The following is an 18,888-nucleotide window of genomic DNA, read 5'->3' on the forward strand; positions in this document are numbered from 1 at the left end:
GTAGAACTCAATTTAACAGATTGGGACTTTATGTCGCTTTGTGCTGAAAGGGGAAGATAAAACTAACCCGTTCATTGTACCCAGGCTGTACTCCATGAAGAGGAAATCAATATTGGATGGAAATTGCTACCGTACTCACCATCAATAATTGGCGGTCAGTAAGCAGTAATAATGAAAAATGGTGTTCCAGGCGTTAGCGATTATCGGGGCCCGGCAGGTGGGTGGGGCGCGGTAAAAGCCGTCGCTGCGTCGGTGTTTTCGCAAAAGGCTGTTGTACGCGACATTATCGCGATGTTCAAAATGAATCAGGTGAAAGGGTTCGATTGTCCGGGATGTGCGTGGCCGGATCCGGGTCATCGTGCGCCAATGGAGCTTTGTGAAAACGGCGTAAAGGCCGTCTCCTGGGAAACAACCCGCAAGAAAGCTTCTCCGGTGTTCTTCAGCCATCACCCGGTGTCGACATTATGGCAATACAGTGATTATGAACTGGAGAATATTGGGCGTCTGACGCACCCGATGAAGTACGATGCAGGCTCGGATACCTGGCAGGCCGTGGAATGGGCCACTGCGTTTCAGGAAATCGGCGAGCGCCTGCGCAGCTATGATTCCGCTGAGCAGGTCGAGTTTTATACCTCAGGCAGAACGTCCAACGAGGCTGCGTTCCTGTACCAACTTTTTGCCCGCGAATACGGCAGTAGCAACTTTCCGGATTGCTCAAACATGTGCCACGGTCCAACCAGCGCCGGACTGACACCGGCAATAGGATTAGGAAAAGGCACCGTTGATCTCGATGATTTTGACCATTGCGATCTGGTGATTTGCATCGGACATAACCCTGGCACGAACCATCCGCGCATGCTCACCACGCTTCGCGATGTTGCCAGACGCGGGGCTAAAATTATCTCCATCAATCCGCTGACCGAAAGAGGGCTTGAGCGCTTTAGCTTCCCGCAGAGTCCGAAAGAGATGTTCACCGGCCAGGCAACGGAACTCAGCAGCGACTACTACCAGGTCAAAATGGGCGGTGATGCCTCGCTGCTTAAAGGCATCATGAAGGCGCTGATCGAGATGGATGAAGCGCGGATTTTGTTGAACAGACAACCTTGTCTCGATCATGCCTTTATCGATGAGCATACCGAAGGCTATTCGGCGCTGTATGACGATTTACGCCAGTGTAGCTGGGCGGCGCTGGAATTGGACTCCGGCCTGACGCGCAGCCAGATGGAAGACCTGGCGCACAGTTACAGCAAGTCCCGCGCTACTATCATCTGCTACGGCCTGGGGATCACCCAGCATAAAAACGGTACTGAGAACGTTCAGCAATTGATCAATCTGCTGTTGCTGAAAGGCAATATGGGCAAACAGGGCGCAGGGATTTGCCCGCTGCGCGGCCACTCGAACGTGCAGGGTGACCGTTCCGTGGGGATTAACGAGGCAGCATCAGAAGACTTCCTGCAACGCCTTGAGACGCATTTTTCTATCCGTGTTTCGCGCAAACACGGTCGATCCAGCGTGGAGAGTATTCGGGCAATTGAGCGGGGAGAGGCGAAAGCGCTTATCTGTATGGGCGGAAATCTGGCGGTGGCGATGCCGCAGCCACAGCGTACCTTCGCCGCGATGAAAAAGCTGGATATGCAGGTCCATATCGCAACCAGGCTCAATCGATCGCATTTGCTGTTGGCTAAACATAACTATCTGCTACCCGCATTGGGCAGAACGGAACGCGATCTGCAAGCGACAAGCATTCAGTCGGTGACCGTCGAGGATTCAATGTCGATGGTGCACGCCTCCTGTGGTGGGCTGAAACCCGCTTCGCAATGGTTAAAGTCTGAACCGGCAATTGTGGCGGCAATGGCCCGCGCCACGCTGCCTCACTCGCCGGTGAACTGGGAGACGTTAGCCGGGAACTACGCGCTGATCCGCGATGCCATTGAAGCTGTGATTCCGGCGTTCCACGATTACAATGCGCGTATTGCTGTACCTGGCGGATTTCGTATGGATACACCAGCCTCACGCCGTGAATGGCATACGGAGAATGGTAAAGCCAACTTTTTCGTCAGCCGCCAACGGGCCGTGGTGCGGGAAAACCAACCTGCTGACGCGCTGGTTCTGGCTACGTTGCGCAGCCACGATCAATACAACACCACTATCTATGGCATGAACGATCGCTATCGAGGTATTACCGGTCGGCGCGATGTCGTGTTTTTGAGTGCCCCTGAAGCAGCGGCTCGCGGGCTGAGTCAGGGGGATGTTGTCAACGTTCAGGCGCTGGACGATAACGGGCTGCCCTGTGCCGATCGCGTGATGTACAGGTTAACGGTGGTGATTTACAACATGGCAGTGGGCTCTATTGGTGCTTATCTGCCGGAAGCGAATGTGTTGTTGTCTCTGGATGCGGTAGACACTGAGAGCTTAACTCCGGCGTATAAAAGCGTACCGGTGACGTTAAGGAAAGCGTAGTTCCTGCTGTGAATTTTTCGCCTCTGAGCGCCAGCCGCTGCGTTGAGGTGTATGATAGGTCGACCTCTGTCCGGTTAGTGTCGCAGAGCAGGCAATCAGAGCGAAAAATTCACGCCAACCTGCTCAGGCTGTATTGTTTTGAGGTAAGGTGCATGAGCAAAGGAACGACCACTCAGGATGCCCCATTCGGGACATTATTGGGCTACGCCCCAGGCGGCGTAGCAATCTACTCTTCAGATTACAGCTCCCTCGACCCACGGGACTACGACGATGATGCTGCTTTTCGTAGCTATATCGACGACGAATATATGGGCCACAAATGGCAGTGTGTAGAATTTGCACGCCGTTTTCTCTTCCTCAACTATGGCGTAGTTTTCACGGATGTGGGCATGGCCTGGGAGATCTTCTCCTTGCGCTTCCTGCGTGAAGTCGTGAATGACAATATCCTGCCATTGCAAGCGTTTCCGAATGGTTCTCCCCGCGCACCAGAAGCCGGTGCATTGTTAATCTGGCAAAAGGGCGGTGAGTTCAACGATACCGGCCATGTGGCGATCATCACTCAATTGCTGGAAAACAAAATCCGTATTGCCGAGCAGAACGTGATCCATACGCCGCTGCCGCCAGGGCAGCAGTGGACACGCGAGCTGGAAATGGTGGTGGAAAATGGCTGCTACACGCTGCGTGACACCTTTGATGACACCACCATCCTTGGCTGGATGATCCAGACTGACGACACTCGTCACAGCCTGCCGCAGCCGGAGATCGCCAATGATTCCCTGAAAATTGGCAGCGCACGTCTGGAAGATAACGGGCAGTTTGACGGTAAGTGGCTCGATGAGCAGGATCCGCTGCAAAAAGCTTACGTGCTGGCGAACGGTCATGTGATCAATCAGGATCCGCATCAGTACTTCACGATTACCGAAAGTGCAGAGCAGGAGCTGATTAAGGCGACCAACGAACTGCATCTGATGTATCTGCACGCCACCGATAAAGTGCTGAAAGACGATAATCTGCTGGCTCTGTTTGATATCCCGAAAATACTCTGGCCGCGTCTGCGCCTTTCCTGGCAGCGGCGTCGTCATCATATGATTACGGGTCGTATGGATTTCTGTATGGATGAACGCGGGCTGAAGGTGTACGAGTACAACGCCGATTCCGCATCGTGCCATACCGAAGCTGGCCTGATCCTTGAAAGATGGGCTGAGCGGGGTTATACCGGGCAGGGACATAACCCGGCTGAAGGACTGATTAATGAACTGGCGGGGGCATGGAAGCACAGCCGCGCGCGTCCTTTCGTTCATATCATGCAGGATAAGGATATTGAGGAGAACTACCACGCGCAGTTTATGCAGCAGGCTCTGCACCAGGCGGGTTTCGAAAGTAAGATCCTGCGTGGTCTGGACGAACTGCGGTGGGATGATGCGGGCCAGTTGATTGATGGTGACGGTCGCCTGGTGAACTGTGTCTGGAAAACCTGGGCGTGGGAAACCGCGATTGAACAGGTGCGTGAGGTAAGTGAAACTGAATATGCCGCGGTGCCAATTCGTACCGGGCATACGAACCAGGAAGTGCGATTGATAGACGTGTTGCTGCGCCCGGAAGTACTGGTATTTGAACCACTTTGGACAGTGATTCCAGGGAACAAGGCGATTCTGCCGATTCTGTGGCAGCTCTTCCCTCATCATCGCTATTTGCTTGATACGGATTTCACGGTGAATGATGAGCTGGCGAAAACGGGTTATGCGGTGAAACCAATAGCTGGGCGCTGCGGTAACAACATCGATTTGGTTAGCCACCAGGAAGAGTTGCTGGATAAAACCAGTGGTAAGTTTGCCGAGCAGAAAAATATTTATCAGCAGCTTTGGTGTCTGCCGAAGGTTGCCGGTAAATATATTCAGGTCTGTACGTTCACCGTCGGCGGTAACTACGGCGGTACCTGCCTGCGCGGCGACGAATCGTTGGTAATTAAAAAAGAGAGCGATATCGAACCGCTGATTGTGGTGAAGGCGTAATCTCGCGACCCCGTAGTGGTGATATTGCCATTGCGGGGTTGTATGTGTGAGAGCGGTTCTTGCACATCCAGAAAGCAAAAAACCAGCCCTAAGGCTGGTTTTTCTAAATAGTGGTGCCGGACTCGGAATCGATGTTTTATTTTTATGATTTATAGGTAAAATTGTTTATTCTTTGCCATAAAGCATCATGATTGTCAGACTTTCCTTTGTGATAACACCCATTCCATTTCACGATAAGGAATTACTGTTACAGCACGTGTGAAAAATTATACGCAATACCATATCTTCATGGTTGAAAACCTGAGTCGGTATTCTGCATAAAAAATTAACCTCTCCCGTAATCTCATGACCAATAACTGTTATGGGATATTTATCATGGAATACGTAATCAACTCAAACCACAAACCAGACTGTTCTCTTTAGTCAGTTTTATTTAACCATCAGGATCGGTTATTTGACTGTTATTAGAAATTACTTATGCTTCGGGTGGATTTCGCATACAGGAAAAACTCTGATTCATACGCGTATGGTGATATTCATCAACTGGCGGCTGAGATGACATGGCTGACTGAACAATGCGCAGAGATATCTGGTCTGGAGGGATATTCCTGGGTAAACAGTCGCAGCGTACAGAGCGGCGGATTTACAGAGTCAGCGCAGTCCCTGTTCCGGCAGTCAGTGGCAGGCGGCGTAAGCGGAACTGACTCTATCCGGTAAAAAATCACGCCAATGCGTCATCGTTTGAAGAAGTCTGCACCATTCGAATATCTGACTTCTTCTCCCTTACCATCAACGGAGAACAAACGATGACCACACCAACTAGCCTGCTTACCGGATCACGGATCAAGGTAATATCCAGCAACCCTGACTGACAATTGCCTTCAGCACATCTGACGCCTGTCTGTTGATGCATTACTTTTTTGCCATTTCAGCGGGACGAAAAAACATATTAGCCTTGGTTACCATATGCACAAAATTAATAATGTTATTTACAAAATCTTACTAATCCCTTATTTTCTCGTTCAGTTTTCATACAAACCTTCCTTAAGGATAAGCAATGGGCAGGAAGCCAGTACGCGGATTTTCCGTCGTCACGCGCCTCTTCTGTATCTCCATTCTGGCGGTAGCGTGCGTGCGTGCCACAGCGGCACCGCTCTCTCCGGCTGACCGCGATACCATTCAACAGCAGCAACAACAGTTGCTTGAGCAGAACCAGCGTCAGCGCGATGAACTGGAGCGCAGCACACCGCTACCCCGCTCATCTGCGCCTGTCGTGCCGCCGACCACAGAAGGCCCGTGCTTTACCATCTCCCGTATTGAAGTGCGCGGTGCCACCCTGCTCTCTCCACGCGACGCCGACACAATTACCGCACCCTGGCTGAATCAGTGCCTGGATATGACCCGGCTGACGCAGGTCACTAACGCCGTCTCCGACTGGTATATCAGCCAGGGATACATCACCAGTCGCGCTTTCCTGACCGAACAGGACCTCTCCTCCGGCGTGCTGACCCTCACGGTGCTGGAAGGCCGGTTACAGCAAATCCGTCTGGAAGGTGTACCGCAGCGGACGCTCGCCATGACGTTTCCCGGGCTGGAAGGAAAAATCCTTAACCTGCGCGACATTGAACAGGGTATGGAGCAATTAAACCGCGTGCGGCAGGCTCCGGTGGAAATTGAAATTCAGCCTGGAGACAATCAGGGCTGGTCAATTGTCAATCTCACCGCCGCCCCGGAATTTCCGCTTATCGGTTCGGTAAGTTTCGACAACAGCGGGCAGAAAAGCACAGGGACCGGCCAGTTCAGCGGTGCACTGACCGGCAATAACCTGCTTGGGCTGGCGGATAAATGGTTCGTCAGCGGCGGGCGCAGCAGCGATTTTTCGGCTTCGCATGATGCGCAGAATTTTGCCGCGGGTGTCAGTGTGCCGTATGGCTACGGTCTGCTTGATTACAGCTACAGCTGGAGCAATTACCTCAACACCATTGATAACTATGGCTGGCCGTGGCGCTCAACCGGCGACAGCGAAACGCACCGGCTTACCGGCTCATGGATGATGTTTCGCAACGGCGATATCAAAACCGGTCTTACAACCGGGATCACCCACCGCATCAGTCGTAATTATCTGGATGACGTGCTGCTGGATTCCAGCAGTCGCAAGCTCTCCAGTGTGATGTTCGGTATAAATCACACGCAAAAAATGTTCGGCGGTGTGGCGACCCTCAACCCGTCTTTTACCCACGGCGTGCCGTGGCTGGGCGCGGAAGACGATCACGATAAACATGGCGATGTGCCGAAAGCGGAGTTCCGCAAATGGAGCCTCAACGGCAGCTTCCAGCGCCCCGTCGCGGCCGATCTCTGGTGGCTCAGCGGCGTCTATTTTCAGTGGTCACCGGACCGGCTATTCGGAGCCGAACAGCTCACTCTTGGTGGAGAAAGCTCTGTCCGCGGTTTTAAAGAACAGTATCTCTCCGGCAACAATGGCGGTTATCTGCGTAATGAGCTGAATTACTCGCTGTTTACCCTGCCGTGGATGGGGCAAATCAGCGTGATGGCGGCGCTGGATGGCGGCTGGCTGAAACACGACGACCAGGAGTACGCCAGCGGCACGCTGTGGGGCGCGGCAGTCGGGCTGACCAGCGCCAATCACTGGTTTTCAACACAGTTTACCGTGGGAACCCCCGTGAAATACCCGGACTGGCTGGCACCGGATCATCTCATTATTTATTACCGCGTGGCGGTGGCGTTTTAAGGGACAAAAACGATGGATAACAATCAGACTCGTTTTTCTCAGCGTGTACTGAGCTGGCTGCTGAGTACCCTGCTGGCAACGCAACCGCTGCTGCCCGCGGTGGCTGAGACCATTACCCCCACCGGTAACACGACGATGGACAAGGTCGGAAACGGTGTACCGGTGGTGAATATTGCCACGCCCAACGGAGCGGGGATATCCCATAACAAATACGGTGAGTATAACGTCGGCAAAGAGGGGTTAATCCTTAACAACGCCACCGGTAAGCTGAACCAGACGCAACTGGGTGGGCTCATTCAGAGTAACCCGAACCTGAAAGCCGGGCAGGAAGCGAAAGGCATTATCAACGAAGTCACCGGCGCTAACCGTTCACAGCTTCAGGGTTATACCGAAGTGGCGGGCAAAGCGGCGAACGTGATGGTTGCCAACCCTTACGGCATTACCTGCAATGGCTGCGGTTTTATCAACACGCCTCAGGCGACACTCACCACGGGTAAACCGGTGATGAATGCCGACGGCAGTCTGCAGGCGCTGGAGGTCACGAAAGGCAGCATTACCATCAATGGCGCTGGTCTGGACGGCAGCCACTCAGATGCCGTATCCATTATTGCCCGTGCAACGGAAGTGAACGCCGCGCTGCACGCGAAAGACCTGACGGTCATCAGCGGGGCTAACCGCGTCACAGCAGACGGCCGCGTCAGCGCCCTGAACGGTGAAGGGGATGTGCCGAAAGTCGCCATTGATACCGGCGCACTTGGCGGGATGTACGCCAACCGTATCCGCCTGACCTCCACCGAAAGTGGTGTCGGGGTGAACCTCGGCAACCTCAATGCCCGCAGCGGTGATATTACGCTGAACAGCGCCGGTAAGCTGGTCCTGAAAGACAGCCTTGCCAGCGGCAACACAGCGGTCAGCGGGACGGAGGTCACACTGTCCGGGGATAACAAAGCCGGTGGCAATCTTAACGTTACCGGGACAACCGCGCTGACGCTGAATCAGTCCCGCCTGGTGGCGGATAAAAATCTGGCGTTGTCCTCGTCCGGGCAGATTATCCAGAATGGCGGGGAACTGACCGCCGGACAGAATGCCACGCTCAGCGCACAGCGCCTGAACCAGACCGCAGGGGCAGTGAATGTCGCCGGAAATGTCACCCTCACCAGCACGGATGACGCCACGCTGAAAGGCCGTACCGTTGCCGGGAAAACGCTTACCGTCAGCTCCGGCAGCCTGAACAACAGCGGCACACTGGCCGCCGGGACGGACTCCACAGTTAACACCGGGACATTCAACAATACCGGCACCATCCAGGGTAACAGTCTGAAGGTCACAGCCGCCGACCTGACCAGCACCGGCAATCTCAAAAGTGCCTCAGCGCTGAATATCAACGCCCGTGACATTGTGCTGTCCGGCGAGACCGTTGCGGATGGTACTGTGACCGTGAAAGGCAACGGTCTGACAACCACCTCCACCGCGCAGACTCAGGGCAACAGCATCAGCGTGGATGTACAGAACGCACAGCTTGACGGGATACAGGCCGCGAGAGATGGCTTCACGCTGAAGGCCAGTGACGGTCTGATTCACGGCGGAAAATCGTCCGCCTCCGTGCTTAACACGGAAAGCGGCAGCCTCAGCAACAGCGGCACGCTGACCGCTTCCGCGCTTGCGCTCAACAGCACCACGGTTATCAACAGCGGCCTGCTCCACGGTGAACGGACGCTCACGTTGTTCTCCCGTCTGCTGGATAACCGGGAGAACGGCGTGGCGTACAGCCCGGCCGCGCTCTCCCTTTCAATACCTGAACTGAAAAACGCCGGGATTATCACCAGTGATGCGGCACTTTCGCTGTCAGGCTCTCAACTGACCAACAGTGGAGAAGTAAGCGGTGCTTCACTCGATGTAGATTACGGCACGCTGAACAACGGTGCAGGCGGTCTGCTGCTGGCACAGGGTACAAACCGTATCACAGCGCAGTCACTATCGAATGCAGGCAGCATCGCAGGTAACACGCTGATGCTGAATGCAGACCGTCTCACCAGTTCTGGCCTGTTACAGGGTGATACCACCCTGTCGCTGGCTGGCGGAATACTGGATTTACTGGCAAGCTCCCGCACACTCACGGGCGGAGATCTCACACTTTCAGGCACCACGCTGATCACCGCAGGGCAGACACAGGGGCAGAACGTCAGCGTTAATGTCCGTGACTGGCAGAACAGTGGCAGCGGGCTTGCAACCAGCAACCTTACCGCTTTGGCAGCCGGGATGCTCAGCAATACCGGCGATCTGATGAGTCAGGGCGACGTCACGCTGAATGCCGCCACAACAGACAACCGGGGCAGTTTGCTTTCGGCTGGCGACCTTTCCCTTTCAGGTCATTCTCTGGATAACAGCGGCACTCTCCAGGGGCGCCACGTCACGGTTCGTCAGGACAGTATCACCAACAGCGGAACGCTCACCGGGGTCGCCGCACTCACGCTGGCCTCACGCCTGGAGATGGCGGCACCGTTGCTGACGCTGACAAACAGCAGGGGTGGAAAGTTACTCACGACCGGTGAGCTGAACATTACCGCAGGCAGCATCAGTAACGCAGAGCAATGGCAGGGGAAACGGGTACTTATCCATGCGCAGACACTATCGAACAGCGGCGCGCTCCAGGCGGCAGAATTACTGGATGCGCAAATCAGCAACAGCCTCACCGGCACAGCCGGCAGTAAAATCACCTCAAACGGCGGGCTGGCGTTATCGGCACTGACGCTGAGTAACAGTGGACAGTGGATAGCGAAAAACCTGACGCTGAATGCGGATTCGCTGACCAACAGCGGTGAGATAACCGGCGTGGATACGCTGGCGGTCACCCTGAACCAGACGCTGCACAACCAGGCCAGCGGTAAACTGCTGAGTGCCGGTCATCTGATGCTCAACGCGAGCGATATCACGAACGGCGGGCAGCTCCAGGGCCAGACGACCTCTGTCACCACGGGGCAACTGACCAACAGCGGACGGCTTCAGGGGGAAGCGTTGACGCTGGCGGTCTCCGGAGAACTGAACAACAGTTCTGGTGGTGTGTTACTGAGCCAGAATGCACTGAATGTCACCGCAGCGACGCTGAACAACCAGGGCACAATACAGGGCGGTGGCGAGTCTTCCGCGAAGGCCACCACCCGCCTGCAGAACGACGGCAAAATCCTCTCCGGCAGTAAACTTACGCTGACGGCACCGGAACTGGCGAACAACAGCAGCGGACTGGTACAGACCGTCACGCTGTTGCTGGATGTGGTGAACGCCATCAATGGTGGCCGCGTACTTGCGACCAGCAGTGCTGAACTGAAAGGCACATCGCTTAATAACAGCGGCACGCTTCAGGGCGCGGACCTGCTGATGAATTACAGGAGCACGACCAACAGCGGAACGATTCTGGGTACAACCGCTTTCACCGTTAAAGGTGATGCGCTGGCGCAGACCGGTGCCGGTCGTCTGTACAGCGCGGGCAATCTGTTGCTCGATGTGCGTGACTTCAGCGGTCGTGGCCAGGTGGTGGGGCTCGGTGATACGACGCTGAAACTGATTACTACACTCACCAACACCGGCACGCTGGCAGCAGGGAAAACCCTTTCCGTCACGTCGCAGAACGCCGTCACCAACAGTGGTGTGATGCAAGGCAATGCCATTGTCCTCAGTGCGGGCGGCGCGTTTACCAACAACAAAACGCTCACCACAGGTAACGGTAGCAGTAGCTTCAGCGCACAGAGTCTGTTGCTGAATGCGTCCGGCTCGCTCCAGGCGGGCGGCGATGTCAGTCTGACCAGCCGGGGCAATATCACTGTAAATGGCTTTACCGGGACGGCTGGCAGTCTGACGATGGCTGCCGCAGGCACCCTGATTAATACCGCGCTGATTTACGCGGGGAATAACCTGAAGCTGTTTGCCGACAGAATTCACAATATTTACGGTGATATCCTGGCTGGAAACAGCCTATGGATACAAAAAGACAGCAACGGGACGGCAAACACGGAAGTCATCAACCGTTCCGGCAGCGTTGAAACCACCCGTGGTGATATCACCATCAGCACGGCACACTTGCTGAATGAGCGTGACGGACTGACGGTGACGGAAACCAGTACAGACAACAGTTCGCTGATCCCGGGTATGGGTGATGGCTTCCTTTATGTCGATATCAGTCAGCTTGAAGGCGGCAGTTACGGACTGAATAAATACCGGGATTATCATGAACGATGTACCGGAGGTGCCAATGGCAATGACCATTGTGTGATAACTGAATGGGACCAGTACTATTACACCATGGTGGAGTCGGCGGCTGAACAACGCTTTATTCAGACGCAGCATCGTATTGATGTGGCAAGCCGGGGGGGCGCTTCACGTATTACAGCCGGACGGGACCTGTCAGTCAGCGCATCCAGTCTGGATAATCTCGCCAGTCTGCTGATGGCCGGACGTAATGTGACGCTTTCCGGTAATAAGCTGAATAACCAGTCCTGGCAGGCAGGGACCGATACCGTATACTGGTTGTACCAGTATATTCCGTATTCTGACTGGACAGTAAAAAGTCCGGGTTATGCCAATCCGCTACTGGAATTGTCCGCCCCCTGGCCATGGGATGGCGTCGGGAGATCAGTGCGATCCCCTCTGTCCTCCACTATCAGATTTGTTTATCAGGGAAGAGAAACCGAAACGGCTGCCGGAGAGATTTTTCGCTCTGCCATCAGCGCAGGTGGTAATGTTTCTGCAAACCTCACAAATGACATCAGCAATACCACAATCACCGCAAACGCAGGGGGAGTCAGTAACACCATTACTGCGCCGGTGCTGAACACGCTCACACCGGCGACGGTCGGCGGTGGCCTGAACAGTGAATCACTGACCGGTGCCGGCAACGTGAATGTCAGCGCACCCGGCTGGCTGGACAGTATCACGGACGGACTGAAAGAAATTGCCAGTGGTTCGTCACTTTCCGGTCAGAACGGTAATAGTGGGAACTATCGCCTGCCCTTTGGTAACAATGGCTACTTCGTCCCCTCCACTGACCCCGATAGCCCGTATCTGATTACGGTGAACCCGAAGCTCGATGGCCTCGGGAATGTGGACAACAGCCTGTTTGACGGGTTGTATGGACTTCTCGGGATGAAACCCGGTCAGGCACCGCATGCGGATGCGCGCTGGAGCGATGAAAAACAGTTCCTCGGCTCATCGTATTTCCTTGATCGCCTGGGCCTGAAACCGGAGAAAGACTACCGCTTCCTCGGGGATGCAGCCTTTGATACCCGGTACGTGTCAGATGCGACGCTGAACCTGACCGGTTCACGTTATATCAACGGCCTCGGCTCTGACCTCGAACAAATGCAGTACCTGATGGACAGTGCCGCCAGCCAGCAGAAAAATCTCGGACTACAGTTCGGCGTGGCGCTGACCGCTGAGCAGGTGGCACAACTCACGGGCAGTATTCTGTGGTGGGAATCCGCGACCATCAATGGTCAGACCGTGATGGTGCCAAAGCTGTACCTTTCCCCGAAAGATATCACCCTTCATAACGGCAGCGTTATCAGCGGGAACAACGTGCAGCTTGCGGGCGGCAATATCACCAACAGCGCAGGCAGCATCACTGCACAGAACGGTCTATCGCTCGACAGTGCCAGCAGTATCGACAACCTGAATGCGGGGCTGATAAGTGCGGGCGGCAGCCTGGATCTGAGCGCCATCGGGGATATCAACAACACTGGCTCGGCCATCAGTGGTAAAACCGTTTCACTGGAAAGCGTGGCTGGCAGTATCAATAATGTGACCCGCTCACAACAGTGGAATGTGAATGCCGGACGAACCCACCTCAGTGGTACTGATACCGGCCCTGTAGCGACGATTACCGCGTCAGACTCGCTGTCACTGGATGCCAGAAAGGATATCAGCATTGCCGGAGCGGAAATCACCGCCGGTGGTTCACTCGGTATGTCTGCGGGTAATGATATTAATATTGCCGCAAACCCGTTAAGCGAAAGCGACAGCCGCCACGGGGGGCGGTATGAAGTCAGCAACAGCCGCACCACACTGCAGGGCAGTTCGGTCAGTGCGGGCGGAAACCTGCTGATGGTGGCAGACAATAACCTGAATGTAACCGCTTCTTCGGTCTCTGCAGCTGAAAGCGCTCTGCTCTCTGCGGGTAACAACCTTAACCTGAACGCGGCACGTGAAGGTGAGTCCCATCGTAACGGTGGCACTGAAAACCACGAAAGCCATGCAGTGGTCGCCACCGTCACAGCCGGAGATAACCTCACCCTTGCCGCCGGTCGGGATATCACAAGCCAGGCCGCCGGTATTGCAGCCGAAAACAACGTTGCCATCCAGGCCGGACGTGACGTGAACCTGATGGCGGAGTCGGTCAGTGCCGGCGACAGCTATACGTCGAAGAAAAAGAAAGAGATTAACGAATCCGTTCGCCAGCAGGGAACGGAAATTACGTCCGGCGGAAACACCACCATCGTGGCCGGACGCGACGTGACCGCGCAGGCGGCTGACGTGTATGCCTCCGGAAACACGGCCGTGGTGGCCGGACGGGATATCACCCTCACCACCGCCACTGAAAGCGACTATGAGTACCGGGAGAAGAAGAAAACCTCCGGTGGCATGTTCAGTAAAAAGACCACCCACACCATCCATGAGGAAAACCACACCCGTGAGAACGGCACACAGCTTTCAGGGGAAAACGTGGTACTCAGGGCGGGCAATGACCTGACGATACAGGGTTCATCCGTTGCCGCTGAACGCGACGTGGCACTGAAGGCCGGGAATAACGTGACGGTGGAAGCTGCCACCAACACCGATACGTATTACGACATGAAGAAGACGAAGAAATCCGGCATCTTCTCCAGTGGTTCGGGTCTCGGTGTGACCATCGGTTCACAATCGTCAAAAACCACCCGACAGGGGGCGGAGACCACCCAGAGTGATGCGCGCAGCATGGTGGGCACCTCCGGCGGTAACGTCATTATCAGTGCAGGAAATCAGGTGACACTGAGCGCCGCCGACGTGATTGCCGGACGGGCGAAGGACGACACGTCCCGTGCCACCGGGCATATCGATATCACCGGCAGTGACATTGCCATTATCCCCGGACGGGACACGGTCACCGAATTGGTGAAACAGGAGACAAAATCCTCCGGCGTCACCGTCAGCGTGAAAGCGCCGTTTGAGGACACGGTACGCAATGTGCGCGATACCGTGCGCGGGAAAGACAGCAGCGGTAACAGCACCGTTGATAAGGTGAAGTCACTGGGTGCGGAAGGTGCCGCCCTTGCCCTTGATGGTCCGGGGCAGATGGTCGCTGTCTCCGCTGGCAGCAGTAAATCGTCCTCTGAATCACACTACCAGGGTGAATTTAACAGCGGAAGCCAGCTTGCAGCAGCAGGCAATATCCAGATGACCGCCACCGGCAAACAGGGCGGTAACAGCGGCAATATACTGATTGCAGGCAGTCAGGTGAATGCCGGTGAAGCGGTGATACTGGATGCGAAGCGTGATGTGAACATCACCACTTCCACGGATACCGAAACATACAGCAACAGCAGTAAATCCAGTGGCTGGAACATCAGTTCAGAAATGCCGACCGCAGGCAGTGCCACCCGGGCCACCACCGGGGGCGGCAAACACGGCAGCCAACTTCTGCCGGGCGGGATGAGCCAGTCAGCAAATCACAGCAGCGGCACGCGCACCACGGAAAACGCATCCGTCATTCAGGGTTCGGATATTTACGTCAACAGCCGGGAAGGCAGCGTGAACATCAGCGGTAGTCATCTGACGGCCACAGAAGACCTGATGCTGTCAGCGGTAAAAGGCGACATTAACGTGACCGCCGGACGTGACACGTCTCACAATGAAAACAGCGGCAGCAGTAAAACCATCGGCACGCTGGGGGGAGACGGTTACAGCGCCACGGCAGGTTACAGCCGTGAGAAACACAGCAGCCGTGATGACGCGTCCACTGAAAGCGGGCAGCGCAGCCAGTTAACGAGCACAAACGGCAACATTATTGCCCAGGCCGGAGGCGACCTGTCCCTTTCCGGTACGGATGTCAGAGCCGGTAAATCGGTTTCACTCAGCGGTGAAAACGTGCTGTTTGACGTGAGCCGCGACACCCGTGACGGGGAAGCCCACAGCAGCAGTTCACAGTACGGGGTGACCGCCTCTGCCGGTGGCTGGGCCGTTGATGCGGCGAAGGCGGCTGAAACGGCTGCCCGCAGCGCGGAAAACGGCGACGATGCCCGACTCACTGCTATTAAGGCAGGTCAGGCGGGCACCACCGCCGCACAGGGCATGATGACGGACTCGGCTGTTGTGAAGGGCAAGGTTTCTGTTACGGCGGGCTCGTCCTCGCAGGACAGTTCATACCATGCCACGAATACGCAGGGCACCACAGTCAGCGCCGGTGAGAACGTCATCATTAACGCCCGCAACGATATCATCGGTCAGGGCGTACAGATTGGCGGGAAACAGGTGGTACTGGATGCGGGGCGGGATATTCTGCTGACCGCCTCACAGAACACGCACAACAGCCAGAGTAAAAACAGTGGCAGCCAGGTCAGCGCCGGCGTGGGCGTCAGCCTCATCGGTTCACAGAACGGTATCAGTATTGAGCTGGGGGCCTCACAGCAGAAAGGTAAGGAAAACAGCCAGTCACAGAGCAACAGTAACAGCGTTATCCGTGCGCAGGAGCAGCTGACCGTAAACAGCGGACGCGACACCACGCTGAAAGGGACAGCGCTGGCAGGCAACCATGTGGTGGTCAACACCGGGCGCGACCTGACCATCAGCAGCGTGCAGGATACGGCCTCTTACGACAGCAAGCAGTCCTCCTCCGGTGCGGGTCTGAGCCTGTGCATTCCTCCGCTGTGCTATGGCGCGTCTTCCGGCAATGTCAGCACCTCGGGTGAAAACGTCACTCAGAGTGGTAAGAGCGTCACTGACCAGAGCGGTATTTTCGCCGGAAAAGGCGGCTTTGATATCACGGTCGGAAACCACACCCAGCTTGATGGCGCGGTGATTGCCTCCACGGCAGACAGCGGCAAAAACAAACTGGATACGGGAACGCTTGGCTGGAGCGATATTCACAACGAGAGCAAAACCACCGGTGACAGCCACACCGTCGCAATTTCGGGCAGTATGGGCGGCAGCGGAAACGGTGAAAACCGCAACGTGGCTCCGGCCATCGGTACCGGTCATGCGGAAGAAAGCAGCAGCGGCACCACGTCATCGGCCATCAGTAACGGCAGCATCATCATCCGTGACCAGGCAAACCAGAAACAGGATATTGCTGACCTGAGCCGGGACACGGAGAACGCCCACCATGGCGTGGATGTAAACGGTGATGTGCAGAAGGTGAAGGATAACCTGGCGGTACAGAGTGAAGGTGCGGCGCTGGCGACCTCTGCACTGGACGTATATGGTAAGTATGCAGAGCAGAAGGCGAAGGAATCCAATGCCGCGCTGGAAGCGAAACTGACTGCGGAAGGTAAACTGAACGGCAGCATGACCGCCGGAGAGCGGGAAGCCACGCTGAAGGCGCACCCGGATTATCAGGGGACTGACTACGGCCCGGGAAGTGAGTTCTGGACGAAGGGCAGCGCGGCAGCGGGACTGCTGGCCGGTGCGCTTGGCGGCAATCTGAAGGCAGGCGCGGCAGCCGGAGCGGCACCGCTGCTGGCCTCACTGGTTAAGGATGTGAAGAACGACGCGGCCCGAGCGGCGCTGCATGGTATTGTGGCAGCAGCACTGACGCAACTGAGCGGTGGCAGCGGCTCAGATGGGCTTAAGGCGGGCGCGGCAGGGGCGATCACGGCCTCGCTGACAGGTGAGCGTCTGGTGAAGGCGCTGTACGGCAAGGACAACGTCGGCGAACTGACGGCGGACGAAAAACGTCTGGTGAGCAGTCTGGTGACGATTGCGGGTGGTCTGACCGGGGCTGCGGTGACGGACGGCGATCTGTCAATGGCCGCTCTCGCATCAAACACGGCGAAAGTGGAAGTTGAGAATAACTCGCTGGCAATCCCCATTACGCCACCACCCGTCGCAGGCAATAACACCGGCGATGCGGTGAATGATGCCAACCAGACGATAGCATCAGCCCTGGACAAGAACCTGAAGGAAATGAAGGAGGCGCTGGATAAAGCGACTCAGTGTTCCTTCGGGCGTGTCTGTTCTGCTGATGATACAGAGCAAACAGAGGGGCCGAATGCGGGCAAGAACCTGACGGATGCGGAAAAGGTTGAAATGGGTGGTTCGGGAACTGGATCACCAGGCGGATGGGGGCCGGAAGATGAAGAGAATGCACGGAACAGTCAAAAGCTGAATATTACTGTTGAGGATTTAACCTCGACATCATCGAAAGGGAATGAGACTACAGGGCGTTCAAAACTTTTCGAAAGAACAGGTGGTAGTAATGCTGCTAATAAAGAATTCGATGCCTTATCTCCCACAGAAGTTAAAGACATACCAAGTGGAAGGGTCGGTAAACTACCCGATGGGCGAACGGTTATCGTACGTGAGCGTAGTACTGATGGTCGCCCAACATTGGAGATCCAATCAGGGAAAAATAGGATCAAGTTTAGGTATGACGAGTAATCTTATATGTCTGAAAAATTGATTAAAATCCCCCTTGCTGAGGGTTCTCTTCGTAATAGTCAACTAGAGGATTTTCGATATTCCTCAGGTTCCCTTGAGTTGATTTTGTCTTCAGGGGATAACCCTGAAGGCAGCAAAGTTAAGGTACTGTTCGATTGGATTTATTCCTTCCGAGTGACTGATGAAGGTGACCTATTGAAAATGCAGGAAGAGCAGAAAGGGATGATGCTTACAGGGCTTTATCGCGTTGAAAATTCTAAATATCTAGAATGGTTTAATGAGCAAAATGGTAAGGTACATGATGGAGTCGTTCATTATATGTTCTCAACTACGGACGATGTTATAGATATTTTAGCCTCTATTAGCCCTTCAATATCAATCAGTCGTTAACAATAATCCCGGCCACTGTGCCGGGATCCTTTTACCCATCACCCCTTAACCGGCTCGATCACCAGTCTTCCCGGCTCCACGCTGACCGTGACCGGCGTATCGGTGCTGAATCCCGCCTCTTCCAGCCAGTTGCCGTTCAGGCGCAGGCTGGGGCTGCGGGAATACCAGGTGGCGGTGTAGTTGTGGTGGTAAAAATGCCGAATACTGACATAACCGATCTTCATCCGCCGCTGTGCTTTGGAAATGGTTCTCTGTGACGTAGAATCGCGCTTAGCCATAATAACTACTCCTAACTAGTTGGTTGTGGTCAGCGGTGGCGGTGAGGTGCGAACTCACGGCTGCCGCGTCCTGTTAACGTCTCTGGTTAAATCCTATCGCCTGCTCCACCATTGCCTTCTTAACAAAGCTGTTCAGTATGGTGATCAACGCCTGTTGATCGGAATCCGGTAACAGCTCCGCCTTCTGCCACAGAGTGTGAAGGGTGTGGTTGTGGATCCTTACGTCATCCGAAACCGGCTGGCGTCCGACCAGTTCATCCAGCGTGACCTGTAATACATCAGCGATGCGGATCACAGTATCAAGATGGGGAGCGGTGGCTCCCTTCTCCCAGCGGTTATAGGCTCTCTGATCCTATCCAGCAATAGTGGACACGCGACT

General features: G+C 55.3%; 5 protein-coding genes and 2 pseudogenes. 5 read left to right on the forward strand and 2 right to left on the reverse strand.

Features of this window, described 5'->3' with window-relative positions; genetic code table 11:
* The first annotated feature begins 171 nt into the window (after window positions 1–171).
* From OGX95_RS11575 to OGX95_RS11595, 5 genes and pseudogenes are all read left to right on the forward strand, one after another.
* Entirely contained in the window at window positions 172–2,460 is a 2,289-nt protein-coding gene (locus OGX95_RS11575; protein ID WP_286629505.1) for an FdhF/YdeP family oxidoreductase, read from the forward strand.
* Window positions 2,461–2,612: 152 nt separating this feature from the next.
* Entirely contained in the window at window positions 2,613–4,472 is a 1,860-nt protein-coding gene (gene gss / locus OGX95_RS11580) for a bifunctional glutathionylspermidine amidase/synthase (RefSeq protein ID WP_286629506.1), read from the forward strand.
* A 1,057-nt stretch (window positions 4,473–5,529) separates the two neighbouring features.
* The gene (locus tag OGX95_RS11585; RefSeq protein ID WP_286629507.1) at window positions 5,530–7,221 is read left to right on the forward strand and encodes a ShlB/FhaC/HecB family hemolysin secretion/activation protein; all 1,692 of its coding nucleotides are present in this window, start codon (window positions 5,530–5,532) and stop codon (window positions 7,219–7,221) included.
* Window positions 7,222–7,233: 12 nt separating this feature from the next.
* Window positions 7,234–17,250: pseudogene (locus tag OGX95_RS11590) on the forward strand (hemagglutinin repeat-containing protein); the annotation flags it as partial.
* Window positions 17,251–17,847: 597 nt separating this feature from the next.
* On the forward strand, window positions 17,848–18,231 hold the full coding sequence (locus tag OGX95_RS11595; protein WP_286629509.1) for a hypothetical protein: 384 nt from the start codon (window positions 17,848–17,850) through the stop codon (window positions 18,229–18,231).
* 38 nt (window positions 18,232–18,269) lie between these two features.
* Here the strand turns inward: OGX95_RS11595 and OGX95_RS11600 are convergent, their stop codons facing one another.
* Window positions 18,270–18,509, reverse strand: a complete 240-nt coding sequence (locus tag OGX95_RS11600) for a SymE family type I addiction module toxin (protein ID WP_286629510.1) — start codon at window positions 18,507–18,509, stop codon at window positions 18,270–18,272.
* Between the two features lie 73 nt (window positions 18,510–18,582).
* Window positions 18,583–18,846 (reverse strand): annotated as a pseudogene (locus OGX95_RS11605) (helix-turn-helix domain-containing protein); the annotation flags it as partial.
* Window positions 18,847–18,888 lie beyond the last annotated feature (42 nt).

The organism is Citrobacter sp. Cu233, from assembly GCF_030332225.1.
Taxonomy (GTDB): Bacteria; Pseudomonadota; Gammaproteobacteria; order Enterobacterales; family Enterobacteriaceae; genus Citrobacter.